A 25862-nucleotide genomic window follows, 5' to 3' on the forward strand; every position below is an offset into this window, starting at 1 on the left:
TGTCCAGGGTCCGTCGGCCTATCAGGGGTATCGTACACTCAGAAATATGGGGCGGAAGGGGCAGGTGCTCAAGCCCATGTCTCCGGAACATGTGAAGTACAGCGGCCATTTTGTGGATCATGAACTGGTGGTGCATGCACAGGAAGACTGTGACCGCCGTATCAGGCGGCATCAAAAGGATGAGACCAGACGTTTCCTGCTCACAATAGGAGGGGCGGGGGCTCAGATGAAAAAATTCCAGTTTATTATCCGGCAGCTGAGTTTAAAGCTTCGCAAGCAGAGGATGGCCCTCTTTGTGAACCTTGGGGATCATGGCAAACTGCTGGATCCTCTGCTGAGCTTCCTGGAGGATCTGGGGCTGGATACCCGGGTGTACCGCAGCTGGGAGGACAGTTTTGCATTTGCCCGGGAAGCATATGATTCCCCTGTGCATGGGGTGCACGTGTTTCTCCATGATGAGGTGCTTCCGGCGGTGTATATCACCAATCTGCTCATGAGGTCATCGGACCTTCTGATCACCAAACCTTCGGAGCTTTCGTTTTATCCGGTGCCCAAGCTCTTTATCCAGCGGGTGGGCCGGCATGAAGCCTGGGGAGCCATCAGGGGTGCGGAAATCGGGGACAGTACCATGGAGACGGTGGGTGAGAATAATCTCATACAAACCCTGAACCTCCTGAGCGAGAGCCGGGATCTGATCCCCATGATGTGTGAAAATATTCTCAATAACCTTGAATCCGGCATATACCACGGCGCATACAAGGTTATTGATTTTGCGGTTCAGGGCAGCGGTTCCTCTCTGGAGAGTACAAACAGCTGATACCACTCTTCCCGGCTCAGCAGACTTCCGTCAGCTCCTGCACAGGCTGCCATGCGGCCTGAGTGGGTTGAACCGATCACCGGAACAATTCCCGCCGGATGACGCATGAGCCAGGACAGCACTATTGCCTCCGGAGAGCTGTCTTTTTCTGCAGCCAGAGCAGACACGTAATCCCGCAGCCGTTGTTCGGATTCTGAAAGATCTGCGGCACCGCCGCTGTATCTTCCCCGGAACAGGGGCGACCATGCCTGGAGCTGGATGTCTTCGCTCATGCAGTATTCCAGGGTTCCCTGACTTCGCAGAGCCCGGTCTCCATGATTCTGGTTAATCAGCACTCCTGCCTCGATCAGGTTCCGGTGCCCGAGGCTGATCTCCATCTGATTCACCGTAATTTCAATTTCTCCCAGTTTTTTCAGAGCCTGGATTTGGGATGCGGAGTGGTTGCTCACTCCCACATAGTGTATGAGACCTTCGTTCTGAAGTTTGCGAAGTTCTCTCCCCAGAGCCGGTATGTCGGCCAGAGGATCAGGGCGGTGAAGCAGAAACAGATCCAGGTAACCGCAGTTCAACCTTTCAAGGATACCCTCAACCGAGGATCTGATGTGTTCAGGAGAGAAATCATAGCGGCCGGGGGTTCCTTCTCCGCCGTCATCGGGAAAACGGATCCCAGCCTTGCTCTGAATGATGATTGACTCACGGAATCTGTCTGCCTGTTGTGCAAGGAACCTGCCGAAAAGCTCTTCCGATTTTCCCCGGCAGTAAATATCGGCATGATCGAATGTGGTAAACCCCAGTTCCAATGCCTTTTCAATTGTGGAAAAGCCCCGTGCAGCCTGCTCATCGGTGAGGGGTGTATCATCCCAGGATGATGCCAGGTTCATACAGCCATAGATCAAGTTTTGGCCGCCAATGGCCTCAGAAAGCCGGTTATCCCGGCGCAGGGCGGATATATCCGCCTGATTCAATTGTTTCATCTCTACAGCTTAGCTTGCGGGGACGGTTCATTGTCAAGTATTATTGGCTACATGGCGTATCTCTATTCATGGCTGGGGAACAGCGACATCCGTCTGATTGAAGATCCTGAGCATCCCGGTCCTCTGTGCCAGGCGCTGCTGGCAGCCAAACCCCGCAGAGCATACATTCTCAGCAATGCCGGAAGGCAGGTCACGGGAGGGTATGTGAAACACCTTACCCGGAGGCTCAACGCCCACGGAGTCCAGAGTTCTGTCTCAGAGCTGGAGGTGGATCTTGAGGATCCCACCGATTATCGGGAAATCTATCTCATCGTGCACAGAATTCTCCAGGAGAATCCTCCGGGAAAGTACGGACGGGTGTATCACCTCTCGCCGGGAACTCCCGCCATGGCTGCCCTGTGGATTGTATTTTCCCAAAGCAGCTTTCCGGCCCGGCTTATTCAAAGTTCCCGTGAACAGGGCATTCGGGATGTAAACCTCCCGTTCGAGCTGGAAGCCAGGAATCTCCCGGGGATTTCTTCCCTGCTTTCCCGTCTGATGGCGGAGGAGGAGCGGGGAGATTCGGCATTCAGTCATATTATTCACAGCCATGATTCCATGAAACGGCTCATTTCCCGTGCCAGAAAAGCCTCCGCATTCGATATTCCTGTATTGGTGATGGGGGAGTCGGGTACCGGCAAAGAACTGATTTCCAGGGCCCTGCATAACAGCGGGCCAAGAAAGGACGCTCCCTTCGTGAGTATCAACTGTGGTGCAATTCCCCGGGAGCTCATGGAATCGGAGCTCTTCGGTCATGTCCGGGGAGCATTCACCGGTGCCGAGGGGGAACATCTGGGGGCATTCCGTCAGGCTCAGGGCGGAAGTCTGTTTCTCGATGAGATAGGCGAGCTTCCTCCCGATCTCCAGGTGAAGCTGCTGCGTGTTTTGCAGGACGGGGAGGTGAAGCCCCTGGGAGCAGCCAAGCCGGTGGCTACCGATGTGCGGGTTATCGCCGCAACGAACCGGTATCTTCCCGGGGAAATTCATGGAGGACGGTTCAGGGCTGATCTATTTTACCGTCTGGCTGTGGCAATTCTCCAGATACCGCCGTTACGGGAGCGACGGGAGGATATCCGGATTATCACTGAACATCTTCTGAACGAAATCAATGACGAATTCCGGAGAGTTGATCCCCAATGGGAATTGCGCACTCTTCATGCAGATGCTCTTGAGTTTATTGATACATATTCCTGGCCCGGCAATATCCGACAGCTGTCCAATACACTGAAGCAGGCCGCATTGTGGAGTGAGACACACATTATATCCAGAGAAGAAATTATGGATCTTCTCAGCTTCACTGCCGGTTCAGGGGAACAGAGGGAATCCCGGGAGTATTCCCGGAAGGCAGACCTTCGGGATGAACTCGATGAAATTGCAAAGACGCGGATCATGGAGAGTCTGGAACGCAATCGCTGGCAGATTGGAAACACCGCCAGGGATCTGGGATTCAGCAATCATCAGACACTGAGCAACTGGATGAAGCGTCTGAAAATATCCTATAATGAGAACGCATGATTCAACTGTTTTATTTTGTTACATCCGCAGCAATGATGGTGAGCATCGGTATTGCATGGCTTAGTTCCATTTGGTACCTGAGAACCGCCAACCCACTCTACAGGGATCTGATGCGGATGTTCCTTATTATTATGCTCAGGCTGATCATTCAGAATACGGTCTACATCTATTACAATATGGGGAACGCCCACTTTCTCAGTATTCTGTATTCAACCATGGGGCTGGATGTGCTGCTTGTGGCCGTGCTGATCTATTATTATTTGAAAATGTTTCTCCGTCTCATCCATCTGGACGCAGGCAAGGTATTTCGAATCATACCGAAGGCCTATGCCGTCATGGTATTTTTGGGAACCGCGGTGAACCGCATGTTGTATTTTTTCGGTCAAACCGCCAGCACAACTCTGCAGGAGATCAGCCGTTGGTATGCCCTGCAGTTTGCGGTCTTTCTTACGGTGTGTGTGATTCTTCTCCTTGGTAATCTGCGCTTCCGGAAGGAGGGGGATGTTATCCGCCGCACCGTGTGGTCAGGCTTTCTTCTCATGAGTGTTTTTCTGGTTCCCGCGTATCTGGCCGACCATTTTATTCATACCAGCTACTGGATCGAGACCAGCAGAGCCGTCTACAACGGCGGTTTTTTCAGCAGTATCACGCTGATTGTCACCATGCTTCCGATTTTCTTTCTTATGATGTCGGTAATAACCAGATTCAGAAGCGCTCTTACCTTCATTGATGTGGACAAGGCCGTCGAAGCCATCCGCAGCAGTGTGGAACTCAGCGACACCCAGGAAGAGATTCTCAGGTATATTTTTTCCCGGGGATGGGGTGACAGTCTCCAGTTCTATGGTTATTTGAAGGTGAGGCGGGAAATGGCTCCTCTTCAAAAAAAGATGGGCATTTCAAGTCTCTTCCATCTTGTCCACCGGGTGGAAATTGAGCAGTTTCCTGAACTTGAACAGAAACTGAATTGATCTGTTCGCAGTGCACAGAAGCTTGTGAAAAACGTTATTTTTTCAATTTCGCAGTTACCGAACCACTACCGGTCAGGGTGTGAAAAAGGACGACACCACATCTATGGGTGCCCCCCCCGGCAGAATTTTCCGCTCCACAAGCTTCCGTGCACTGTAAATCAGTTACAGATCCTCATGAAGTATATGCTGTTCGCAGTAGGTCTGTACTTCCTCGAAACTCTGGAAAAGCGTGTGAAGCATGGAGATCAGTTCATATCCGTCGGATGAATCGGCCGACCCGTTTTCCGGGAGATTCATCCGGGTTTTAAGAACATCTTCCAATTCACCCGCCTGCTGGGCCAGGCTGCCTGCGAAAAGGAGCTGAGCGCCGCTGCGGAGGGAATGGATGAGACGGTGACTTTCCTTCCAGTTTTTCTCCTCCAGAAGATCCTGAAGCTTTTGAAGGCTTTGTTCGCTTTCCGCAAGAAATCCTTCCAGGAGTACAAATGCCTGATGACTGTCTCCGTCCAGGGTATCCACCACCTTCCTCATCTCAAGAGGACTGCTCTGTCTGTTTCCGTTGGAAGTCGTCGGGGGGGTAGAGGTTCTTCCCGTTTCAAGGCAGCTTTGTTTGATAATTGAAATCAGTTCTTCCCGGGTGAATGGTTTGAGAAGGGCGGCGTGGAAGGGGCCGTTGCCTTCATTCAGATGTTCCACCAGTTCCACATCTGCGGAAATTGCAATAAAACAGGATTGTTTCAGGGACTGTCGCTGACCCAGTCGTTCTGCCAGTTCCAGACCGTCAACCTCCGGAAGGTGAAGATCCAGGAGAATAATATCATAGGGTGTATTGGCGGCGGTGGTGAGAATCTCACTTCCGCTGCTCAGGCTGTCCAGAGCGCAGCCGCTGTCGTTCAAGTAATAACTGATAAGTTCCCGGCTTACCGGATAATCCTCGCCCAGAAGAACCCGTTTCCCTTCCAGAAAATTCACAGCATATTGATTTTCCCGAGAAACAGCCTTTTCCTCGTCGGGTTTCGCCGCTGTCTGAACCTCCTTCAGTGGAATGGAGAAGAAAAACTCGCTTCCTTCCCCCTCTTTACTTGTCACCTCCAGGGTTCCCCCCATCCGTTCAACGATTTGCCGGGCTATGCTCAAGCCGAGTCCTGTTCCTGTAAAACGGCGGGCAACCGCCTGGTCACCCCGGTTATAGGCTTGGAAAATTTCTTCCTGCTTTTGCGCAGGGATTCCAATTCCCCGGTCCCGAACCGAAAAGCGGTATAGGTCATTGCCGCTGTGGAGTATGGAGACGTGGATCTCTCCCTTCTGACAGTACTTTACCGCATTGCTGAGAAGGTTTGACAGCACCTGATACAGTCTGAATCTGTCACTGTACACGTAGGCGGGAACCGACGAATCCATCTTCAAAAATATTCTCGGTTTCAACGAGTGGTCGTTCACCTGAAAACTTTCAACCAGTTCCCTGCTCATCTCCTTGAGGGATACCGGTTCCTCATTCAGTTCCAGCCCCCGGGTCTCCATCTTCTCCTGATCCAGAATCTGGTTGATGAGATGCAGCAGTTTGCCCGCCTCTCCGGACATAATATTCAGTTTGGACCGGGCCGAAGGGGAGGTTATGCTCTGCTTCAGAATATCGCTGTAGCCCATAAGAGCATTCAAAGGAGTGCGCATTTCGTGACTCACCGCAGCAAGAACCGCAGTTCTTGCTTCCAGAGCCTGCTGGAGCTCCCTGGTTTTCTGATCAACCATTTCCTCCATTGAATTATGATATACCCGGAGACTGTCGCTCATATCCTTGATTTGTACGGTAATATCACTGAATTCCCTGCTGATAAAATTGCTGCGGATCTTCGTGGGATAGGAACCTGAGGCGATAATCCTCAGCGCCTCCTGAATCTCTCTCAACGGGGCGGTAATTCCCCTGGAAAGCAGATATCCCAAAATGCTGAAAACCACGCCGATCACCCCTCCGAGAATAATAATACTGCGACGGTTCTGAATGAGCGTGCCCAGAATTTTATCCTCGCTCATGAACATGCCGATGGTCCATGACCAGCCGTCGGCGGACATATTTCTGAACACGCCGTAATAATTGGCATTACCATGGTTGAAGCGCAGGCGCTGTATCCCGCTGGCCGCATCCGGCGGTCCGTCTTCAGAGGATCCGTTGGCGTTTTGGGAAACGCTGTACCGTTCCAGTGCGGTTGCCACCGGGGTGTCCTTGTAGTCCTGAATGGTGCTGAGTCTGCTACCCGGGGGCTCCACATTTTCGGTGATATCTCCGGATATGGCCAGGAAACGGCGGTTCTCATCGATAATAAACAGTGAGCTGTCGGACCTTCGTGCGGTTTCCCCTACAAAGTCACTGAGATTCTGAAGGGTAAGATCAACGCCGATAACCCCCTGAAGTGTTCCTTCATCGCTATACACCGCCCGGGCTGTTGTGATTCCCGGAGACTGACTGGTGAAAAACAGATAGGGATCGGTCCAAATCTCACGGGACGATTCTACGCTCATCCGGTACCACGGGCGAGTTCTGGGATCGTAGGTGTCGGCAACTCCTGATCTGTCCTGCTCAACCTGAAGATCTGAGTCATAGTGGATGTATCTGGCGCTTCCGGTATTGCGGATAATTTTGGTGAAAAGCCCCCGGGGGTTCTGGTCATTGTACCTGCTGGACATAATAAACTGTCCATCGGGTGTGGCATAGAAAATTGCGGAAATCTGGGAGTTGATGTTCATGAGGCTGTAAAAGCTCTCGTTCAGCTCCTGAAAATTCAGGCTGTTCAGTACACGGTTTTCTGCCAGCTGACGCAGAAGCTGCACGGCATCACTTGCGGTGACCAGATGATCCTTCGTTTGCTGGTAAATAAAATCCGATGACTGCTGCATGATCTCATCGGCATGATTCACAAAGGTTCTTTGGGATGAAAAGCTGTAGACTCCCAGTGTCAGGGAGACGGTTATAAGGATGAGGATCAGGAAGCTTGCTGGAAACAGCGTGTGAAAGGATATCTTAGACCACATGGAATCATTGTACCAGATATTCTCCCGCTGTGCTTGAACTCCTGAGCTTATGGATGGCGTAATTCACGAATTTGACGTTCCAGGCTCCGGATGTTCGCTTCAAGGGTGGATAAAACAAATTCCTGACGCAGACCCAGTCCGTTTCGTCTTCGCAGAGTGATTCGCAGCCGGGAAATATCAATTTTGGAAAGCCCTTCATGCAGCCGTCCTGTAAGATACAGGCAATGCTCCAGCCGAAAGCTGCTTATACCGAAATACTCCATATCGTAGAGAGCATTACGCAAATCCTGCATATGGCTTTCGGAGAAAAGGTGTGACGGCAGGGATGCAATAAGCCAGGAATGATCTATATGATTTTGCAGAAATTCCCGAAGATTCCGAATCCGTATACTCTGAAATTCTTTGACGCTGTCCAATGTCTGCATTCCGGCCCCCATAGTTTATGAATCGGCATTCGGCTGCTCAATCACCAGCGCTTTCTTCAGGAAAAAACCAACCATGCAGCGCAGATCACCCGTTCTTCCGGGCGGATCCGTGGGGGGAAGGATGAGAACTCGGGGAGAAGGATGAGAAGTTGGGGAGAAGGATGAGAAGTTGGGGAGAAGGATGAGAAGTTGGAGAGAAGCGGCGCGGTGATAAAAAAAGTCCGGTACCCGCCGGAGCAGACAGGCAGGATGGCCTGAGCTGCGCCCGGGGGCACCGGACTGGATTGGAAAAAAGGAGTGGCCTCCTTTTGCCAGTGCTGATTCCAGTGGAAATCAGCCTATGGCGACTTCCCCTTTTTCACCGCTCCGGATTCTGATCACATCTTCAAGAGGTGATACCAGAATCTTGCCGTCGCCGATCTCGCCGGTTCGGGCTCCTTTGATGATTGCATCCACAGTGGTTTTGACATATTCGTCATTCACTGCAATTTCGATGCGGACTTTCTTCAGGAGATTTACTTCGTAGGCAATCCCCCGGTAGGACTCGGTATACCCTTTCTGCTGCCCCGCACCCAACACGTTGGATACGCTCATTTTAAAGATCTCTGCCTTGTACAGTTCATCTTTAACATCGTGCAGCTTATGGGGCTGAATAAATGCTGTAACCAATTTCATATGCATAGCTCCTCGACGTATGATTAAAGGTTGGAGAAAATCTGGAAACCGGCATACGAATCAGTGGCATGCTCGGTAATGTCCAGACCTGTGCGCTCGTCTTTCTCGTCCACTCTCAGACCCATGGTCTTCTTCACAGTGAAGAACAGGATGAATCCGGTAACAAGAGTCCAGATCAGATATGCCAGCACACCCAACGCCTGCACTCCAAGCTGCTGCAGCCCGGCGGAGAAATCGAAGAAGATTCCCACAACCCCGGGATCATTCACACCGTTGGCGAACAACCCGATTGCCAGCGTACCCCAAGCACCGTTAATACCGTGCACGGAGATTGCTCCCACAGGGTCATCGATGTGGAGCACCTTATCGAAGAACTCTACAGAGAGTACAACAAGAATACCTGCTACCAGTCCGATAATGATTGAAGCACCGGGGCCTACAACCCAGGTACCCGCGGTAATACCCACAAGTCCTGCCAAAGCACCGTTGAGCGACATGGAGGGGTCGGGTTTCCCGAACCATACCCATGAGGTGATCATTGCTGCAATTGCACCTGCGCTGGCCGCAAGGGTGGTGGTTACCGCCACATGCCCGATGGTTGCGTCATTTCCGCTGAGGGTGGATCCTGCATTAAAGCCGAACCATCCGAACCAGAGGATAAATACACCCAGTGCTGCCAGAGGAAGGCTGTGTCCGGGAATCGCCTTGGTGACCACCTTGTTGCCCACTTTGGTGTACTTTCCGCTTCTGGGTCCGAGAACCACTGCACCTGCCAGGGCCGCCCATCCGCCGAGACTGTGAACAAGAGTTGATCCTGCAAAGTCATGAAAACCGAGCTGTGCCAGCCAGCCGCCGCCCCAGTGCCAGTGTCCGGCAATGGGATAAATCAGAGCCGAAATAAATACCGAATATACCAGATATGCGGTGAACTTGGTCCGCTCGGCCATTGCTCCGGAAACGATGGTAGCTGCAGTCGCTGCGAAAACCACCTGGAATATCCAGTCCCGGTATATGTCGGTCATTGCGGAAACGCCGTACGCTTCAAGACCTGCGGGGCTGTAGTTCAGGAAGAATGCTTCGCCGCCGGCTCCGCCGATCCATCCGCCGATGCTGTTACCATACATGAACGCCCAGCCGATGGCCCAGTACGCTATTGCGCCCACTGAGAAGTCCATCAGGTTTTTCATGATGATATTACCCGAGTTTTTCGCCTGGGTAAGTCCAATCTCCACCATGGCAAAACCGGCCTGCATAAAAAAGACCAGTGCTGCCGCCAGTGTCAGCCAGATCATATCCACAGCTGCCGCAACGGTCTCTGCAGTGAGATCCTGTGCGCTGAGAACGCCTGTGCTGAGAAGAAGGGCTATTACTACAAGAATTGCAGAAATGCGGAATTTCCCCTTCATACTTCCTCCTTTACGTTTCTGTTTCACCATCGCCCGGGATACCGGCGTATGGCGAATGTGAGCTGTACACATCCGGCTATTCCGAATGCCTCACGTTTACAGGATTGTATTTGTCATCTGTATTGCAGGAGGTGTGCCAAGTAATTGGCCTTATGTGAAATAAAAATGCGGAATCAGCTATCTTTTTGCAATGTTGGAAATTAGAAAAGCAAAAAAATGGAGCATAAAAATCGAATATGTAGTCTTTCTTGCTGTAATCTACAATAATGTAGGAATAAGCAACTAAAAATACATAAAAGTAGTTATAAGCATGTGTTGCGACATATTCGGCTGTCTTCACGGGTATAGAGAGGTATGGATCTGAAAAGGTGATGCAAAATGCTGGAGTGGGGCAGAAGTAATGACTCAGATTGTGGTTTCAGACAATACATGGCCCGGACCGGGTTAAAGATGAATGACCCGTCCGGGAGTAGAGTGTGGCAGAGAGGGTAAAAACGTATTATCGGTAGATTCTTGGGTCCACGTTGTGTTTTTTGACACGCAGGCCCATTTTCCGCTCTGTGAGATCCAGAAGCCGTGCGGCTTTGGCCATGTTTCCCTTGGTGGATTTCAGTGCGTCCTGCAGCAGTTCTCTTTCAAGTGAATCAAGCGCTTCCTGAAGCCCCTCGTTCAACCGGGTGCCGGTGGACTCGGCGGATTGGAGACTGGGAGGAAGATGGTGGGAGTGAATCACGTTATCTATGCTCAAAAGAACCGCCCGTTCAACACAGTTCTCCAGTTCCCGTACATTTCCGGGCCAGTGGTAGTTGGTGAGCAATTCTATGGCCGGGGTGGAGATCCGCCGAACGGTTTTCATGTTCTGTTTGTTGTATTTTGCGATAAAATGGTCTGCCAGGAGCAGAATATCACTCTTTCGATCCCTGAGGGGCGGGATATGTACGGGGAACACATTCAGGCGGTAATAGAGGTCTTCCCTGAATATGTTCTGATTCATTAAATCTTCCAGGTTCCGGTTGGTGGCGGCGATTACCCTCACGTTGGTGCGTATGGTATCGTTCCCTCCAACCCGTTCAAACTCTTTTTCCTGCAATACCCTCAGGAGCTTTACCTGTGTGGTGGGGGAGAGGTCGCCGATTTCATCCAGGAAGATGGTACCTCCGTTGGCCATTTCGAAACGCCCTTTACGGGTGGCAATGGCCGAGGTGAATGCTCCTTTTTCATGGCCGAACAGTTCGCTTTCTATTACTGTTTCCGGCAGGGCGGCGCAGTTTACCTTCACGAAAGGTTTTCCTGAGCGGTGGCTGTTGTAATGGATGGCGTGTGCCACAAGCTCCTTTCCCGTGCCGCTTTCTCCTCTGATAAGTACCGTGGCATCGGAACGGGATACCTGAGCGATCATATCGAATACATTCTGCATGGATTTTGAATTGCCGATGATGTTCGCCGGCTTGAAACGGTCCCGAAGTTCATCCTGCAGCCTCTGATTCTCCTCCATGAGAACCCGTTTTTCCTCCATGACGTCTCTGCGGATTTTTACCGCCTGGGCGAGCATGGACGCAATAATTGAGAGAAGACGGGTACGCTGTTCCAGAATGGTGTCGTTTTCCGGACTGGGGATATCCACGGAGAAGGCTCCGATTGTGGTATTGCCCAGTTTGATGGGAACGCAGAGAAACGCGTGCTCCTGCTCGGGGGTCTGGGCCCGTGCACCTGTCCGGTTGAGGAATTCAAGACTGTCTGAAATTTTCGGGATGATTTGAGGAATGCCCGACTCAACAACCTTACCGGTAATTCCTTCACCCAGCTGATACTGGCCTTTTTCTATCTCCTGATCACTGAGTCCGTAGGCAGATTCTATGAAAATCTCTTCCGTGTTGGTATCCAGCAGAGAAATTGTGCCTCTGAGCATACCGAATTCCTCACCCACGGCTTCAAGCACAGGGTCCACCACCTGCTTAATATCAAGACTCTGGTCAAGAATCTGACTGATGGAAAACAGGAGGGAAAGTTCTTCTAGTTGCTGTTCCGGAGACTCTGACATATGTGCGTTCACCTTTGTACCTCATCTTCCATACTACATAATTGTAAGAAATTGGGCAAGGGCATACTATTTTGAAGGGAGTTACACATCGGAAACAGAAGGGCTATTGCTCATCCTGGGAGTCATCGAAGAGTATCTGATACTCCTGCTGGCTGACGATGTTTTTTTCATCTCCCTGGGGAATTGTGGCGTTCAGGGAATCATCAATCTCCATCATATCCTCTTTTTGACCCCGGATAATCTGGGTGAAACGGGACACGTATTGCCGAATTTCGGAGGAGAAGGGAAGCTCTTCGCCGTTCAGATCCTGAAGAAGCAGAACCAGATCACGCTTGGCCAGATACAGATCTCTCAGATGCTTTTCCTGATTCACCAGGTGATCGTTCTTTCCCAGGGAGTTCATCAGGGTCTTCAGGGATTCGTCGCAAAACATAATATCTTCGATAATCTTATCCAGGAAGTATGATGGATCGATGCTCAGTGTACACCCTCTGCGCAGATCTCTGATTATCAGTGAAATAAAATATATATTGGCATCGTAATGAACTTGGGCGCTCACGGCTCCATACCTCTCTATGCAGCGGTTCTGCAGTGATCCGGATTCTTCCTATTGTATACTTCGGCGGAGAAGGGCCTCAGCTTGACAGCGAAAGCTGCGGCGTGGTAATTTTAGCCTCCCCGGAATCATTCAACATACAGATTCTGAAAGATTTCCGGGATGGGTGTAGATCATAAGTGCCTGTTCAACAGACAATTATGATAGTCAAAGATTCCGGCGGCACGGAAAGCCGGAGTTTTGAAGAATCACCTTATTATTCCCCGGTATGGGGAATATATCAATGCGAAAATCTGACATCCAAAACAAAGACAGAAAGGTAATACTTTTTGCCTCTTTGCCATTCCGACCGGCTTCAGAGCCGGTCCCCGGTCCATGGAATGGTCGATGTCACCGTCCGGATTCAGTCCGGCCGATGATTGGTCCGTGAGGAGGAACAATGCGCACATATGAAGCCGCCTGTGTATTCAAGGCGGAAGAAGAAAAGTATCAGGCTTCCCGTGAGGAAGTTCTGAAAGTACTGAAAGAACTGGGTGCCGAGTCAATAAAAGAACACGACATGGCGGTACGCACCCTGGCCTACCAGATTGAAGGTGAACTCCAGGCACATTACCTGGTGTTTGAATTCAAAATGGATCCCGCATCAGCACATCAGATTGAAGACCGGGTGAAATACTTCGACGATCTTCTGAGAATACTGGTAACCCGCCAGGACGACTAGGAAAAAACCGGAGGGCCCTATGGCTTCAGACCTCAATTCAGTAACACTGGTCGGGCGCCTGACCCGGGATGCTGAACTTAAATACAGCACCAACGGAACGGCAATAGCCCGATTTTCTATTGCAAATACCCAGAGCAGGAAAAGCGGTGATCAATGGACCGAAGAAAGCCACTTTTTCGATGCCGTGCTCCTGGGGAGACGGGCGGATGCATTGCAGCGCTATCTCTCCAAAGGACAGCAGGTGGTGGTGCTGGGTACTCTGCAGCAGAACAGGTGGCAGGATAAACAGACCGGTCAAAACCGCAGCAAGGTGGAAATATTGGTGAACGATATCCAGCTTGTGGGCAGCAGACCGGGCGGAGGACAGAACCAGGGCGGATATTCCAATCAGGGCGGAGGATATAACCAGAACTCCACCCAGGGGGGCGGATTTAATAATCAGGGTCCGGCGCCGGTGGATGACGGATTCGATGACGATATTCCGTTCTAAACAGGCATGATCAGCCTGAGTTTTCATTTGGAGGAAAAACATGAGCGATTCAAGAAATAACGATAGAAACAGTTCGGACGACCGGGATAACCGTCGTCCTCCCCGCCGCGGCGGCGGAAAGCCCTTCTTCAAAAAGAAGGTTGATAAAATCAAAACTCAGAACCTCACCGTGGATTATAAGCATCCTGAGGTTCTCAGACGTTTTGTAACCGAGAAGGGAAAAATTCTTCCCCGACGCATCACCGGAACCAGCGCAAAAAATCAGCGCCGTCTGGTCCGCGAAATCAAGAAAGCCAGATACCTGGCTCTTATTCCCATGGGATAATCTGTAAAAGTGACTCCCGATGGAAACCCCCGGAATGACCGGGGGCTGCTGAAACTACCCGGCGGCCCCGGTGGGTCGTCCGGGGAAAACGATCTAAAAACCGCCCTGATCAGCGGGGTGATTTCCGGTCTGCTGCTGGGACTGGGAATGATCAACATGCTGTTTATTGTTCCCCTCCAGTTTGCTGCAGCCAGACAGGGGATGAAAAGCTTCGGCTATGCCTTGCTTACATCGGCTGTTCTGGCAGGTATTATTCTGCTGATCCGGGGGCTTGAGCAGCCCCAACTGAGCGTCTATTTAAGTGCGGCGGGCATGCTGACGGGGCTTCTCCTGTTGAATTTCCGGAGGATCTCCACAGGCAGTGAAGATACAGGTCGAAGGTATGTAATTCTTCCCCTCTGGCTGAGGATAATGGCGGCTTCTGTTGCCACATCCGGTGGAATGGCCGCTGTGCTCTTTCAGTTCTCCAACGGGGGAGGGTGGGAGCAGCTGCTGCAGCTGTTATCCGGGGGGTCCTCTCAGGGGGATCTTCTGAATCAGCTGATGCCCGGAATGAACGGGGAACAGCTGCTGGAGCTTTCAAAACAGGTGATCTACCGGTCGCTGGGCCTGAGCTCACTGCTGGTTCTGCTTATCGGGGCCTCGCTGGGATTGCTCCTGGCCGGGGGTTCCTGGAAACTGCTGTTTATGCTCAGGCGGTTTTCCATGCCTCAGCAGTTTGTGTGGCTGTTTATCATGAGTCTCGGCGGACTGATGATCGCCGAGCGCCTTGTAGTTCTGCCCCTGGCGTATATCAGCTGGAATCTTTTTCTGATTTCCGGCCTATTGTATGTGCTCCAGGGTTTGGGGGTGATACTGCGTCTATCACAGACACGCCCCCTGTTGAGGGCAATGCTCCCCGGTTTATTCATTCTGGGGGTGCTTCTGCCGGGATTAAACGTGGTTTTTCTGGGAATGCTGGCATTATTCGGTATTTCCTCAATATGGATACATTATTCGAGTGGGACCGCCTCCGGCGGTTCGGCGGAATCCTGACGATCCTTTCGTTGATCGGATCGTCGGTATTCGAAGTGGCTGTGCACCATAGAGTGGATCAGGCGGTAGCGTACCCCTTCCGCGGGTGATGCAGTCAAAAGAATAAACTGATAAGGACAGGACAATGAAGGTAATATTGAATACTGACATTGCAAACCTTGGTGAAGAAGGCGATATCATCAACGTCTCTCCGGGATACGCCCGGAACTTCCTTCTCCCCAAGGGAATGGTTTCCATGTACAACAAGGCCAATCTGGCCGTACTGGAAAGTCGAATGAAAGCCATCGAGAAGCGAAAGGAAGAGAAGCGGAAGAACGCACTTTCTCTCAAAGAACGGATTAATGGCACAACTCTTACATTCAACATGCCCGCAGGGGACAACGGAAAACTCTTCGGTGCCGTTACCTCCCAGATGATTGTGGACGAACTTGCCAGGCAGGAAATGGAAGTGGAGCGGAAGAAAGTTGAAATTCCCGGACACACATTGAAATCCCTGGGTAATTACAAGCTGAAAATCAAGCTGTACGGTGATCAGGAAGCGGAGCTGGGTGTGGATATCCAGAAAGAAGGCGGAAAAGCCGATGCGACAACCGCACCTGCGGCAAAAGCAGAAAAGCCCGCAGCTGCACCTGCCGCGGAAGCAGAGCAAAGCGCCCCTGCCGAGAGCCGGGAACCTGCAGCCGAACCGGAAGACTCTGCCGGAGACAGCGAAGAGTAATTTCTGACAATCATTTTCTTGTGAAGAATAGAATGCCGTCGACAGGATCTGTCGACGGCATTATTATATGTATACCGTCACATGACACATAACCTCCGCCGGAGATTCCCTCCTGCATCACATAACACACCGGGAGCAGTACGTGAGCGACATTCAGAAGCATGGAGGAAGAGTTCCTCCCCACAGTATCGAAGCTGAGCAAGCCTGTCTGGGTGCAATATTACTGGATCCTGAACAGACCCTTGATCAGGTAGTTCTCCAGCTGCGCCCCAGTGATTTTTACCGGAATGCGCATCAGAAAATCTACACTGCAATCAAGGATCTTGCGGCCCGAAACGAACCCATCGATCTTATCACCCTGAACGATGAGCTGCAGGCCCAGAAAATGCTGGATCAGGTCGGCGGGGTATCATATATATCCGGGCTGACCGATGTGGTCCCTACAAGCGCAAATGTGGGGTACTATGCCGGAATAGTAAAGGAAAACAGCCTCCGGCGGACGCTTCTTCGTATCTCAGCGGAAATAAGCGGGGAAGCCTACGATGAAAGTCAGGAGATCAGTCAGGTCATCGATGATGCCGAGCGGAAAATATTTGATATCACCGACGGACAGGTATCCGAAGGCTATAAAAAAGCCCGGGATATTGTGAATCTGGCGGTGGAGACCATTGAAAGTTACTATAATAATGCGGGGAATTACACCGGGATCGCAACCGGGTTCACCGTTCTGGACGATATGACCGACGGATTCCAGAATTCCGAGTTTATTATTGTGGGAGCCCGGCCATCCATCGGGAAAACCGCTCTTGCACTCTCCATGACCCGAAATATCTGCCTGAGACACCGCATCCCCACCGGGTTTTTCAGTCTTGAGATGGCGAACATGCAGCTGATGCAGCGTATCATTTCCATGGAGTCCCGCATTCCCGGGGGAAATTTACGGAAGGGCCTGCTCAAGGCCAGCGATTTTCATTCAATTATGGATGTCGCCAGCGTTATTTACGACGCACCTCTCTACATCGGAGACACGCCCAACATGCGTCTTCTGGATCTCAAGGCACAGGCCAGGAGGATGAAATCCCAGCATGATGTGAAGATCATTTTTATTGACTATCTTTCCATCATCACTCCGGAAAACAATGTCATGGACAGGCATCTGCAGGTTGCTGAAATCAGCCGCAGCCTCAAGGCGCTGGCTCGTGAACTGGAAATACCCATTGTTGCCCTGAGTCAGGTAAGCCGTGACAGTGAAGGGAAGGCGCCGCATCTTGCCAGCATCCGGGAATCCGGTGCCATCGAGCAGGATGCGGATGTGGTGATATTTCTTCACCGGGACCGCTCCCACGACAAGGAGCTAGCGGAAAATATGCAGGGAATCGAGACTCAACTCATACTGGCCAAGAACCGTAACGGTCCGGTGGGTACAGTTGATATTAACTTCCTGCCGAGTTATGCTGAATATGTATCACTTGACCGCCAGTCGTGAAGCGGTAGGAGGGAGGGAGCGATGGGCTTAGAAGCCAAGTATAATTTTGAAGATCTATATAATGAAGCTGAAGAACTTGTCTTTCAGGAACTGGAACGGCAGCTGGAACTTGCCGGTGAGGACGTTCCCAAAGATCAGGATTCGGTTGTGGATATGGCCGCGTATGCTCTGAACCTGGTTAAACCCATGTACCGGGCCAATCTCCTAGGCAGGGTGTACGCTCCTGCGTTATCCCAGGAACACAAAGATGAAATCGCCAGTGCGGTGAATCAGGCCGTGGCAAAAATCAGTGAGAACCCGCCGGACTGATACTGATAGCCGGCGCTCTGAGGCCCTGACATCTACCGGAACTCATTTATCCTGCTCCCTGTTGCCATTCTAGGTATCTTCGTTTTCTCCGCTGTCATCGACAGTCTCATCTACTGACCCATCAACAGAATCATCACCGGATTCTTCCTCATCATCGGAGGAATCACCTGAAGAACTAGCGGAAGAACTACCGGATGAGCCGCCTGAAGAACCGTCATTCGTATTTTCAGAATTATTCTCAGCATTATCTTCAGATTCCGGGTCTTCACTAGCGGACCCTTCTTTATCAGCTGTCTCATTTACAGAATTGGACCGGTTTTCTCCATCCTCCTGAGAGGATTCTTTGCCTGCCCTGGATCCGTCAGAGGATTCTGTTGATGTTTCAGTTTCAGTTTTGAGCACATCAATTCTGGTCAATCGGGCCTCTCCCCGGGGGGATAGACGCACGGGAGTCAGCAGCTGGTTGTAGGGAAAAATCGGATTGCCAGGATTGGTTTCCAGGGGGATGAATGAGCTGTCGGGCAGGAGAATAACAAGGTCTCCGTTGGGCAGGGACGTCACCTGGGATACCAGATCCCGGCTTCGGCTGTCCCATATGCTGGCAGTTCCGTCGGCATTCACTGCGAATACCAGGTCTCCCTTGGCAAAGACTTTCAGGGGAAGATTATTGTTGCTTTCCAGGCTGTTCAGGCGGCGGTTACGATAAATATTCACCCCGTCGGGTCCGGCGGATGTTACCAGGCTGTTGTTATCATCGTTGTAGAACAGGGACGCATCGCTGTCCTCACCGGTAAACCGCATAATGCTTCTGCCTGAAGAAAGGCGCCCCTGGGAAAACTCCCGTATATGTGTATAGGAATTTCCCTGGCTGCTGGCAATTCCCAGACTGTAGAAGGTTCTGCTGTTGGATGGGCGTACAAACTGAAAAACCACGGTATCGTCACTGTTGACCAGAGAAGTTTCACCGGTCTGGGGGTTAACCTCAATCAGACTGGAGTTGAAAAATCCCGCTTGATTTTTTGCGATCAGAAGGCGGCCGTTTGAGAGCTCAAGTACATCCATCAGGCCCAATGTCTGGTATTGAAACTGTTTTTGATAGCTGTTTTTCTCAAGCAGCTGAATGCCGTCTTCGTTGTCCATAAGAATAATGTACCGTTCGCCAACCCGGATCTCCCGTATGGGTGAACGCATATCCACATCGATCCGCCGTACTTCACGGGTGAAGCTGTTGTATTCAAGGATGCTGCTGGTGTCTTCCCGTCCCCAGATCAAAATCTTCACGTTATCCAACGGAGTCATACCCGCAGGATTCACAATGGGAAGATTCAATCGGGTGATCAGCTCATCAACATCCTCAAACCTGCCGTGATTCCCGCTTTCTCTGGCTTCCAGAAGAAGACCGCTGGGAATTCTGGAGATTCCGTCGGCGCTTTGAATATAGGTCCAGTTGCCCTGGTACACGATCCGCTGAATTCCGCTGAGTCCGGTCACTCCCAGGTAGCTGATTCCGCCATTCGTCACTACACCCAGCTGACCGTTCTCCGCTGCAAAAACCGAGATGCTTCTGCTGGTGCTGAAGTAATCGGCGCTCCCGCTGATGGTGACGGATTCCTGGCTGCGCTCCAGCCGGATGGAGTTTCCAAATGCTACATTGAGAGAATTCAACCGTTTTCTTCTTCCCAGCTCCTGGAGCAGAAAGTAGGCGTTCTCGTTTCTGCTGTCGGGGATGATTCCCAGAACATCTCCGCTGTCCAGACTGTCCACCGTCCTTCCGTTTACCACATCAATAAGATACAGGCTGCCGTTTTTATATCCCAGGGCATGCCGCTGATTCGGCAGCAGGGTGAAGTGGCGTAAATCTCTCTGGGTTTGAGTTTCATGATTTTTTTCACCGCTGCGAAGATCCAGATAGCGGATGCTTCCGCTGTTTCCCGAGTAGGTCATGATTCTGGTTTCACTGCCTGATACTTCAGCATGCTGAACAATGCCGAAACCGTCAGGGAGATAGTTCAGTTCCCGGGCCCGCTGGGTGTCATAAAACCGAAGAGATCGCCATTGGGGGAGGGCAAGGGTAAGGAACGATCCCCTGGGGCTGTAGCGGAGAAAAACCGGGAGATCTTCCAGGGTTCTGGCGAAGCTCAGCCGTTTATCTTCCCAGTTCCAGACTGACAGCCGGTACTCTCCCCGGCTTCCTTCCTCAACAATCGCCAATTCGTTGTTTTCGGGGTGGGGAGCAATCATGATAATCGGGTCCTGACCCACCTGGATGTGCTGAATCAGACGGCGGGTTTCGTTATTCCATACTTTGAGTACACCGCTTGCGCTGCCGCTGAATGATAGCAGGGCGTCGTCCCGTACTGCAGTGGCGCTCACCGGAGCCGAATGTCCCTGGTTAATGTGGGGGAAGCTGCCGGGAACTGATTCAATCCCGAAGGCCGATGCTGCAAGAAGCAGAGTAAGTGCAGTAAGTAGTAGTTTTTTCATTGTATGTACCCTTTCAATTGGTCCTTAAGCCGGTGTTTCATCTGTTGCTCCGGCTTGCTTCCCCCGGGATGAACGAATCATCCTGCGAATATATATAATAAATCGCTGAATAAAACAAAAGCAATGAGGCCGAACACGATTATCGCCCCGATAGTTTGATAGCGGAAAAAGGTCCTCGGCTTTATGGGTTTCCGTTTAATCATCTCCGCCGTAAATACCACAATCTGTCCGCCGTCCAATACCGGAATGGGCAGAAGATTACCGAAAAAGAGGGCTACGCTTAACAGACTCAGGAGATGAAAAAAGGACCGCAGCCCCTCAGCGATTCCCTGACTCAGTCCCTGGGCGGTGACCTGACCCACCATATCCACAATCCGGATGGGACCGGACAGAGCAGACATGGGGTCGAGGCCCCGGAACATCAGACCAAGACCTTTGAACGTCATGGCCAGGGTGTTACCGATCTCGTTCCAGCCCGAGGCCAGAGCGTCCAGGGGGCCGTCGGCGGCGTGGCGATAGCTTTCCTGGGAGTAGTAATACCCCAGATAGAGGGCATCCTGCTCCTGGTTATACTGGAGAGGATGCTCCAGAGTCACTGCTTCGCCGTCTCTTTGCACGGTAATATCGGCATACACCTGGTCTGTGCCTATGGGAAGGGAGTCCAGAACCCGGCGTACGTCGAAACTGTTGTCCACCTCGGTGGCGTTGATTGCAGTAATGCGGTCTCCCGGCTCCAGCCCCCGGCTTTCACCTTCAACCGGTGAGCTGATGATCGGCTCGATAAACGGAGATATGCCCAGAATTCCCGCACCGGTTTGATTATCCAGAACAAGCTCGGCGGATCGCTGGAAGGTTTGCCCGTTCCGGTCCACCTGGAGGTTCACTTCTTCCAGGGCATTGGTGGCCAGGAGCTGACGAAGTTCGCTGTAATTTTCTGCGGCTTCACCGTTCACCCGGAGAATTCGGTCTCCGGTTTCCAGACCGGCCCGGGCAGCGGGGGTGGGAAGATCGGAAACCGTGTGATACTCAGGGTAGTCGTCAGCCAGTACGATGCGGTTCTCAAAGCTGCTGTAGCTGAATCCTGCAAGATTAATAATGGCCAGAACCAGCAGTGCGAACAGAAGGTTCATTGCAGGTCCGGCTATTGCCACCACAATCCGCTTCCAGGGAGCTGCACTGAAGAACGAATTCTCCTGGGGTTCTATTTCGTCAAGGCCCTCTTCCACGGCCTTCTGATAGGCGGTTTCACCCTTCATTTTCACGAACCCCCCCAGAGGGATGAGAGAAATTCGGTACTCCGTACCTCCCCGGGTGAATCCCCAGAGTTTCTTTCCCCATCCCACGGAGAATACTTCCACATGTATGCCTACGGCCCGGGCGGCCAGAAAATGTCCCGCTTCATGGATAATCACCACTAATCCGAGCCCGAGAATTCCGAAAAGTATTTGCATGTACGACCTCTATCTCTGTATTGGGTTTGCTGTTACTGTTTGTGTCACTGCTGCAGCCCTGCAGGGTACTGCCGCATTTCTGCATGCTTACCCTGCTTCCGGCGGCTACAGCACCCAGATTCCTGTAAGGATCTGGTATGCATAGAAAAACACAGGTGCAGTGAATAAAATACTGTCCAAGCTGTCAAGAAGGCCACCCCTTCCGGGAATTGCTTCTCCTGAATCCTTGATCTTTGCCGAGCGTTTCAGGCCGGATTCGATCAGATCACCGATGATGGTGGTGAACCCGATAAGAAATCCCATGATGACAGCCACATGAAGTCCTCCGGGGAATGCATGGGGTGCCAGGAAATATACCAGTGTCACCGCCACCGGACTGAACAGAAAACCGATCAGGAATCCCGCCATGGTCTTGTTGGGACTGATGGCCACCGGATGAGAACTCTTTGCGCCGAACAGCCTGCCCCCCACGTATGCCATGGTATCATTTGAAAAAACACCGGCGATAAAAGTAAGATACAGAATTGTTGCATGGGGGAGGGCGCTGATCATGATCAGGTGGGATATAAGCAGGCCGGGATATGCAAGGGTGGCCAAATGCTTTCCTATGCCCGGGGATATTTTTTTCACCTTATGCTGCTGACGGAATACCTGAACAAACAGAATGCTCATCACCATGCCGGTATACACGGGGAAAAGAAGCTCGGTTCTGATCACGCCCCACACCCACAGCAGGGAAGTCAGCGGGAGGGAAAGTCCGCTGAGAAATACTCCGATGGTTCTGGGTTTTGATTTTCGGGGATTGAAACCGAACAGTCTGGCGGCCTCAAAGGCGCTGGGGACTGAAATCAACAGCAGTACCAGATTAAGAGGCCAATGAAAGCGATCAGCTTCCAGAAAAATGATTAGAATGATGACAGGAACCGCAACTGCGAACAGAATTACCCGTTGTATGAGGTTTCGTGAAGGCTTGCGATGCTCCGTGGTATTGTTTTCAGTATTCATGTGGTCCCTCCATAGCGCCTCGTTCGGGACATGAACCATTGAAGAATTTCATGAAATTCCTCTTTGTTGAAGTCCGGCCAGAGGGTCTGACTGAAAAAGATTTCTGCATAGCTGCTTCTCCACAGCATGAAATTGCTCAGTCTCTGTTCCCCGCCGCTGCGGATAATCAGATCCAGGTCGGGTATTTCCGGGCGATCCAGATTGTTCCGGATATGATCTTCACCAAGCCTTTGTGCAAGCGCCGGATTGTCCGCCAGAGCTCTGGAGGCCGCCCGCACAATTTCATCCCGGCCGCCATAATTGATGGCAAGATTGACCACCAGTGATGTGAAATGGGATGTATCTTCTTCAACCAGTTCTATTTCTTCCTGAATGTCACGGGGAAGTACCGACAGATCCCCTGAATGGACCACCCGGATATCATTTTCCTTGTAAAACTCATATTCCTTGCGAAGACTTGTCTTGATGAGTTTCATAAGGAAAGAGACTTCCTCTTCTGTTCGTTTCCAGTTTTCCGTGGAGAAAGTATAGAGGGTTAAATAGGAAATACCGGCATCATGAACGGCTTTGACAATTTGCTTGGCGGCTTTCAGGCCCTCGTTATGACCGGAGGTTCGGGGCAGCCCTTTTTCCCGTGCCCAGCGGCCGTTGCCGTCCATAATGATGCCGACATGTGTGGGGATTGATTGACTCAAACCTCCATGATCTCCTTTTCCTTGGCGTCGAGAAGTTCATCGATCTGCTTCACGTAGGAATCTGTGAGTTTCTGAACCTCGTCTTCACCCCGTTTCAGATCATCTTCACTGATTTCACTATCCTTTTCCTGTTTTTTCAGATCATCATTTGCATCCCGGCGGATGTTCCGTACTGCGACTCTGCTCTGCTCGGCGATCTGTTTGGCGTGTTTTACCAGTTCCTTCCTCCGGTCTTCGGTAAGGGGGGGAATGCTGATGCGGATCACCTTGCCGTCGCTTGCCGGATTCAGGGAAAGCTCTGATTTCTGGATGGCTTTTTCAATTTCGCCGATGAGGCTCTTGTCCCAGGGCTGGATTACCACCAGTCTGGCTTCGGGCACGCTGATGTTTGCAACCTGATTAAGGGGGGTGGGGCTTCCATAATAGTCCACCCGGATCTTGTCGAAAAGTGAAGCACTTGCCCGTCCTGTGCGAAGATTATTGAATTCCTCTTCGAGATTCTTCACGGACTTCTTCATCCTGTCTTCGTGGCTCTTTAACACACTGTCCATTGGCTGTATCCTCCGCATTGATATTTCCGGGAACCCCCGGGTGCAGAACGGCTCCATCCCATGCATGCGAATGGAGCCGGAAGTATTATCAGTATAACCCGATTTACAGTTCTTCGCCTGCCCGGAAAACGATGTAATCCACAAGTTTGATATCACCGCCCACTTCCTTGCCGGTGTCTTTCAGAACCTGGGCAACAGAGCGTTTATCGTCTTTCACAAAACCCTGCTCGGTAAAACAGATTTCCTTGAGGTGCTTTTTCAGTTTCCCTTTGATGATGCCTTCAATGACATGGGAAGGTTTGTCCATGTTTTCCGCCTGTGCCTTGAAGATTTTTTCCTGCTCTGCAAGGTAGGAAGATTCAACCGCATCCTCGTTCAGGTACAGGGGGCTGAACGCCGCCGCATGCATGGCCAGGTCTTTACCCAGTGTTGCCACAGCTTCATTGCCTTTCAGCTCGGGAGATGAAAGCTCAAGGGTGAGAAGTACGCCGAGGCTTCCTGCTTCACCGTGGATGTATGCCACAGCGCTCTGATTCGCGCTGAGTTCCTTGCGCTGGAATCGGCGGATGGTCATATTTTCTTTGATGGTAGCAGCCAACTCATTCACTCTGTTGACCAGACCCTCATCGTCGGAGGGAAGATTCTGTACAACCGCATCCTCCACAAGCTGTGCGCCGGTGCTTGCGAATTCTTCATTCCGCGCAACAAAGTCTGTTTCGCAGCTGATTTCCATAATTCCGGCAACATCATCACCCACGTAGGTGAAGATGCGACCTTCATCGGTTGAACGTCCTGAACGCTTCGCCACAGCGGCAAGGCCCAGTTCCTTCAGAATTTCTTCCGCACGGTTAAAATCTCCATCGGCTTCCTTCAGGGCTTTCTTACAGTCCATCATCCCTGCGCCGGTTTTCTCCCGCAGTTTTTTCACGTCAGCAGCACTAATTGCCATTGATTTCTCCTTACACGTTACACGCCGTAGTATGTATGATTTTCAGTTCATAAGAGCCGGAGCTGTTGTTTGGCTCCGGCCCGCACTCATAGTCTCTAACGAAATCAGTCTTCTTCGTAGAGCTTATCTTCGTCAATCCCTGCTTCGTCCGCCACTTCCATTTCTCTGGGTTTTTCGGGTGCAGGTTTCTCATCATTTCCGGGGGTGTAATCAGAATAATCCTCGGCTGCAAAGCCGTCTTCTTCCTTCTCTTCCACCACTTCTTCGGCTGCTTCTTCGTCAACCTGAACTGCCACAGGGGCGGTGATTTCTGTGGAATCTTCATCCCGGTCAGCGCTTGCGTCTGCTTCTACCACCTCATCGTCGTCACTCAGGCTTTCAATTACCTGAAGGCCGGCTTCGTTATCGGCTTCAACCACCGCATTTGCGATAATTTCAGTGAACAGGGTGATGGCCCGGATCGCATCGTCATTTCCCGGGATGGGGTAATCAATACCTTCAGGATTGGAGTTGGTATCCACAACAGCCACAATGGGTATGCCCATTCTCCGAGCTTCGGCAACGGCGATGGCTTCCTTCCGGGTGTCGATCACAAAAGCAATACCGGGAAGATCTTTCATATCCTTGATACCGCCAAGGTTCTTCTCAAGCTTTGTCTTTTCTTTGTTGAGTTTGGCAATTTCTTTCTTGGTAAGGCTCTCGTAGGTTCCGTCAACTTCCATCTTTTCCAGCTTCTTCAGACGGAGAAGTGATTTTTTAATGGTGGAAAAGTTTGTGAGCATTCCGCCGAGCCAGCGGTTGTTCACATAATACATGCCGCAGCGTTCCGCCTGTTCTTTGATGGCGCCCTGGGCCTGCTTTTTGGTTCCGATAAACAGAACTGACTTGTTCTGAAGAACGGTCTTGCGGACTGCTTCGTATGCGTCCTTGATGCAGACAATGGTTTTCTGCAGATCGATAATATGGATTCCGTTGCGTTCTGCAAAGATGAATTTCTTCATCCGCGGATCCCAGCGCTTGGTCTGGTGACCGAAATGTACTCCTGACTCCAGGAGATTCTTCATAGTGACTACTGCCACGTTTCCTCCTCGCAGGTTTCCCGTGAGTTCCGGGTCCTGCCCTCATCTCTTTGTCTCATATTCCGCTGAATCGGCGGCTACGTTGTGCCTGCCCCGGGGAATACGGAAGATTTCTTCATTA

General features: G+C 51.4%; 24 protein-coding genes. 10 read left to right on the plus strand and 14 right to left on the minus strand.

Annotated features, from left to right (window positions below; genetic code table 11):
* Positions 1-64: 64 nt before the first annotated feature.
* Positions 65-817: a DUF6938 domain-containing protein gene (locus L21SP2_RS16975; protein WP_144082946.1), complete on the plus strand. Its 753-nt coding sequence runs from the start codon at positions 65-67 to the stop codon at positions 815-817.
* Here L21SP2_RS16975 and L21SP2_RS06105 read toward each other — a convergent pair.
* Positions 778-1791 (minus strand): aldo/keto reductase, encoded by a 1014-nt coding sequence (locus L21SP2_RS06105; protein WP_024267627.1) that lies wholly within the window; start codon positions 1789-1791, stop codon positions 778-780. The genes L21SP2_RS16975 and L21SP2_RS06105 overlap by 40 nt on opposite strands.
* 30 nt (positions 1792-1821) lie before the next feature.
* Between L21SP2_RS06105 and L21SP2_RS06110 the strand changes: the two genes are divergently transcribed.
* Both L21SP2_RS06110 and L21SP2_RS06115 read left to right on the plus strand, forming a co-directional pair.
* Entirely contained in the window at positions 1822-3345 is a 1524-nt protein-coding gene (locus tag L21SP2_RS06110) for a sigma-54 interaction domain-containing protein (protein ID WP_144082947.1), read from the plus strand.
* On the plus strand, positions 3342-4313 hold the full coding sequence (locus L21SP2_RS06115) for a hypothetical protein (RefSeq protein ID WP_024267629.1): 972 nt from the start codon (positions 3342-3344) through the stop codon (positions 4311-4313). Before L21SP2_RS06110 ends, L21SP2_RS06115 begins: the two co-directional genes overlap by 4 nt.
* 162 nt (positions 4314-4475) lie before the next feature.
* On the opposite strand, the gene L21SP2_RS06120 is transcribed toward L21SP2_RS06115, so the two are convergent.
* The 6 genes from L21SP2_RS06120 to L21SP2_RS06150 form a co-directional block, all read right to left on the minus strand.
* Positions 4476-7340 carry an ATP-binding protein gene (locus tag L21SP2_RS06120; protein WP_024267630.1) on the minus strand — a complete coding sequence of 955 codons (2865 nt, stop codon included), beginning with the start codon at positions 7338-7340 and terminating at the stop codon, positions 4476-4478.
* A gap of 47 nt (positions 7341-7387) precedes the next feature.
* Complete coding sequence (locus L21SP2_RS06125; RefSeq protein WP_024267631.1) at positions 7388-7765, minus strand: hypothetical protein; 378 nt, start codon at positions 7763-7765, stop codon at positions 7388-7390.
* Between the two features lie 333 nt (positions 7766-8098).
* A complete protein-coding gene (locus tag L21SP2_RS06135; protein ID WP_024267633.1) occupies positions 8099-8440 on the minus strand; it encodes a P-II family nitrogen regulator in 342 nt (113 codons plus the stop codon).
* A gap of 23 nt (positions 8441-8463) precedes the next feature.
* Positions 8464-9846, minus strand: coding sequence for an ammonium transporter (locus L21SP2_RS06140; RefSeq protein ID WP_024267634.1), 1383 nt, complete (start codon positions 9844-9846; stop codon positions 8464-8466).
* 499 nt (positions 9847-10345) lie between these two features.
* A complete protein-coding gene (locus L21SP2_RS06145; protein ID WP_024267635.1) occupies positions 10346-11887 on the minus strand; it encodes a sigma 54-interacting transcriptional regulator in 1542 nt (513 codons plus the stop codon).
* 103 nt (positions 11888-11990) lie between these two features.
* Entirely contained in the window at positions 11991-12446 is a 456-nt protein-coding gene (locus L21SP2_RS06150) for a hypothetical protein (RefSeq protein WP_024267636.1), read from the minus strand.
* Positions 12447-12882: 436 nt separating this feature from the next.
* On the opposite strand from L21SP2_RS06150, the gene rpsF reads away from it, so the two are divergent.
* From rpsF to L21SP2_RS06185, 7 genes are all read left to right on the plus strand, one after another.
* Positions 12883-13164, plus strand: a complete 282-nt coding sequence (gene rpsF / locus L21SP2_RS06155; protein WP_024267639.1) for a 30S ribosomal protein S6 — start codon at positions 12883-12885, stop codon at positions 13162-13164.
* Positions 13165-13183: 19 nt separating this feature from the next.
* Positions 13184-13654 carry a single-stranded DNA-binding protein gene (gene ssb / locus L21SP2_RS06160; RefSeq protein WP_024267640.1) on the plus strand — a complete coding sequence of 157 codons (471 nt, stop codon included), beginning with the start codon at positions 13184-13186 and terminating at the stop codon, positions 13652-13654.
* Positions 13655-13694: 40 nt separating this feature from the next.
* Entirely contained in the window at positions 13695-13979 is a 285-nt protein-coding gene (gene rpsR / locus L21SP2_RS06165; RefSeq protein WP_024267641.1) for a 30S ribosomal protein S18, read from the plus strand.
* A gap of 9 nt (positions 13980-13988) precedes the next feature.
* Entirely contained in the window at positions 13989-15014 is a 1026-nt protein-coding gene (locus L21SP2_RS06170) for a YybS family protein (protein ID WP_024267642.1), read from the plus strand.
* Positions 15015-15138: 124 nt separating this feature from the next.
* Positions 15139-15732: a 50S ribosomal protein L9 gene (gene rplI / locus L21SP2_RS06175; protein ID WP_041401268.1), complete on the plus strand. Its 594-nt coding sequence runs from the start codon at positions 15139-15141 to the stop codon at positions 15730-15732.
* 142 nt (positions 15733-15874) lie between these two features.
* A complete protein-coding gene (gene dnaB / locus L21SP2_RS06180) occupies positions 15875-17218 on the plus strand; it encodes a replicative DNA helicase (RefSeq protein ID WP_024267644.1) in 1344 nt (447 codons plus the stop codon).
* 21 nt (positions 17219-17239) lie between these two features.
* A complete protein-coding gene (locus L21SP2_RS06185; RefSeq protein ID WP_024267645.1) occupies positions 17240-17527 on the plus strand; it encodes a late competence development ComFB family protein in 288 nt (95 codons plus the stop codon).
* Between the two features lie 69 nt (positions 17528-17596).
* Here L21SP2_RS06185 and L21SP2_RS06190 read toward each other — a convergent pair whose 3' ends face one another.
* The 7 genes from L21SP2_RS06190 to rpsB all read right to left on the minus strand — a co-directional run bounded on the left by L21SP2_RS06190 (position 17597) and on the right by rpsB (position 25741).
* Positions 17597-20011 carry a WD40 repeat domain-containing protein gene (locus L21SP2_RS06190; protein ID WP_024267646.1) on the minus strand — a complete coding sequence of 805 codons (2415 nt, stop codon included), beginning with the start codon at positions 20009-20011 and terminating at the stop codon, positions 17597-17599.
* A gap of 77 nt (positions 20012-20088) precedes the next feature.
* Positions 20089-21462 carry an RIP metalloprotease RseP gene (rseP, locus tag L21SP2_RS06195; RefSeq protein WP_041401270.1) on the minus strand — a complete coding sequence of 458 codons (1374 nt, stop codon included), beginning with the start codon at positions 21460-21462 and terminating at the stop codon, positions 20089-20091.
* Between the two features lie 105 nt (positions 21463-21567).
* A complete protein-coding gene (locus tag L21SP2_RS06200; RefSeq protein ID WP_024267648.1) occupies positions 21568-22467 on the minus strand; it encodes a phosphatidate cytidylyltransferase in 900 nt (299 codons plus the stop codon).
* A complete protein-coding gene (gene uppS / locus L21SP2_RS06205; protein WP_041401271.1) occupies positions 22464-23162 on the minus strand; it encodes a polyprenyl diphosphate synthase in 699 nt (232 codons plus the stop codon). Before uppS ends, L21SP2_RS06200 begins: the two co-directional genes overlap by 4 nt.
* A complete protein-coding gene (gene frr / locus L21SP2_RS06210) occupies positions 23159-23713 on the minus strand; it encodes a ribosome recycling factor (protein ID WP_024267650.1) in 555 nt (184 codons plus the stop codon). The genes uppS and frr overlap by 4 nt, the downstream gene beginning before the upstream one ends.
* Positions 23714-23816: 103 nt before the next feature.
* Positions 23817-24662, minus strand: a complete 846-nt coding sequence (tsf, locus tag L21SP2_RS06215) for a translation elongation factor Ts (RefSeq protein WP_024267651.1) — start codon at positions 24660-24662, stop codon at positions 23817-23819.
* 104 nt (positions 24663-24766) lie between these two features.
* The gene (rpsB, locus tag L21SP2_RS06220) at positions 24767-25741 is read right to left on the minus strand and encodes a 30S ribosomal protein S2 (protein ID WP_024267652.1); all 975 of its coding nucleotides are present in this window, start codon (positions 25739-25741) and stop codon (positions 24767-24769) included.
* Between the last annotated feature and the right edge of the window lie 121 nt (positions 25742-25862).

This window comes from Salinispira pacifica, from assembly GCF_000507245.1.
Classification (GTDB): Bacteria; Spirochaetota; Spirochaetia; order DSM-27196; family Salinispiraceae; genus Salinispira; species Salinispira pacifica.

Coding starts and splice junctions, on each gene's coding strand:
- L21SP2_RS06105 (WP_024267627.1), bottom strand. CDS start 1,791: ATGAAACAATTGAATCAGGCGGATATATCCGCCCTGCGCCGGGATAAC.
- L21SP2_RS06115 (WP_024267629.1), top strand. CDS start 3,342: ATGATTCAACTGTTTTATTTTGTTACATCCGCAGCAATGATGGTGAGC.
- L21SP2_RS06120 (WP_024267630.1), bottom strand. CDS start 7,340: ATGTGGTCTAAGATATCCTTTCACACGCTGTTTCCAGCAAGCTTCCTG.
- L21SP2_RS06125 (WP_024267631.1), bottom strand. CDS start 7,765: ATGCAGACATTGGACAGCGTCAAAGAATTTCAGAGTATACGGATTCGG.
- L21SP2_RS06135 (WP_024267633.1), bottom strand. CDS start 8,440: ATGAAATTGGTTACAGCATTTATTCAGCCCCATAAGCTGCACGATGTT.
- L21SP2_RS06140 (WP_024267634.1), bottom strand. CDS start 9,846: ATGAAGGGGAAATTCCGCATTTCTGCAATTCTTGTAGTAATAGCCCTT.
- L21SP2_RS06145 (WP_024267635.1), bottom strand. CDS start 11,887: ATGTCAGAGTCTCCGGAACAGCAACTAGAAGAACTTTCCCTCCTGTTT.
- rpsF (WP_024267639.1), top strand. CDS start 12,883: ATGCGCACATATGAAGCCGCCTGTGTATTCAAGGCGGAAGAAGAAAAG.
- ssb (WP_024267640.1), top strand. CDS start 13,184: ATGGCTTCAGACCTCAATTCAGTAACACTGGTCGGGCGCCTGACCCGG.
- rpsR (WP_024267641.1), top strand. CDS start 13,695: ATGAGCGATTCAAGAAATAACGATAGAAACAGTTCGGACGACCGGGAT.
- rplI (WP_041401268.1), top strand. CDS start 15,139: ATGAAGGTAATATTGAATACTGACATTGCAAACCTTGGTGAAGAAGGC.
- L21SP2_RS06185 (WP_024267645.1), top strand. CDS start 17,240: ATGGGCTTAGAAGCCAAGTATAATTTTGAAGATCTATATAATGAAGCT.
- L21SP2_RS06190 (WP_024267646.1), bottom strand. CDS start 20,011: ATGAAAAAACTACTACTTACTGCACTTACTCTGCTTCTTGCAGCATCG.
- rseP (WP_041401270.1), bottom strand. CDS start 21,462: ATGCAAATACTTTTCGGAATTCTCGGGCTCGGATTAGTGGTGATTATC.
- L21SP2_RS06200 (WP_024267648.1), bottom strand. CDS start 22,467: ATGAATACTGAAAACAATACCACGGAGCATCGCAAGCCTTCACGAAAC.
- frr (WP_024267650.1), bottom strand. CDS start 23,713: ATGGACAGTGTGTTAAAGAGCCACGAAGACAGGATGAAGAAGTCCGTG.
- tsf (WP_024267651.1), bottom strand. CDS start 24,662: ATGGCAATTAGTGCTGCTGACGTGAAAAAACTGCGGGAGAAAACCGGC.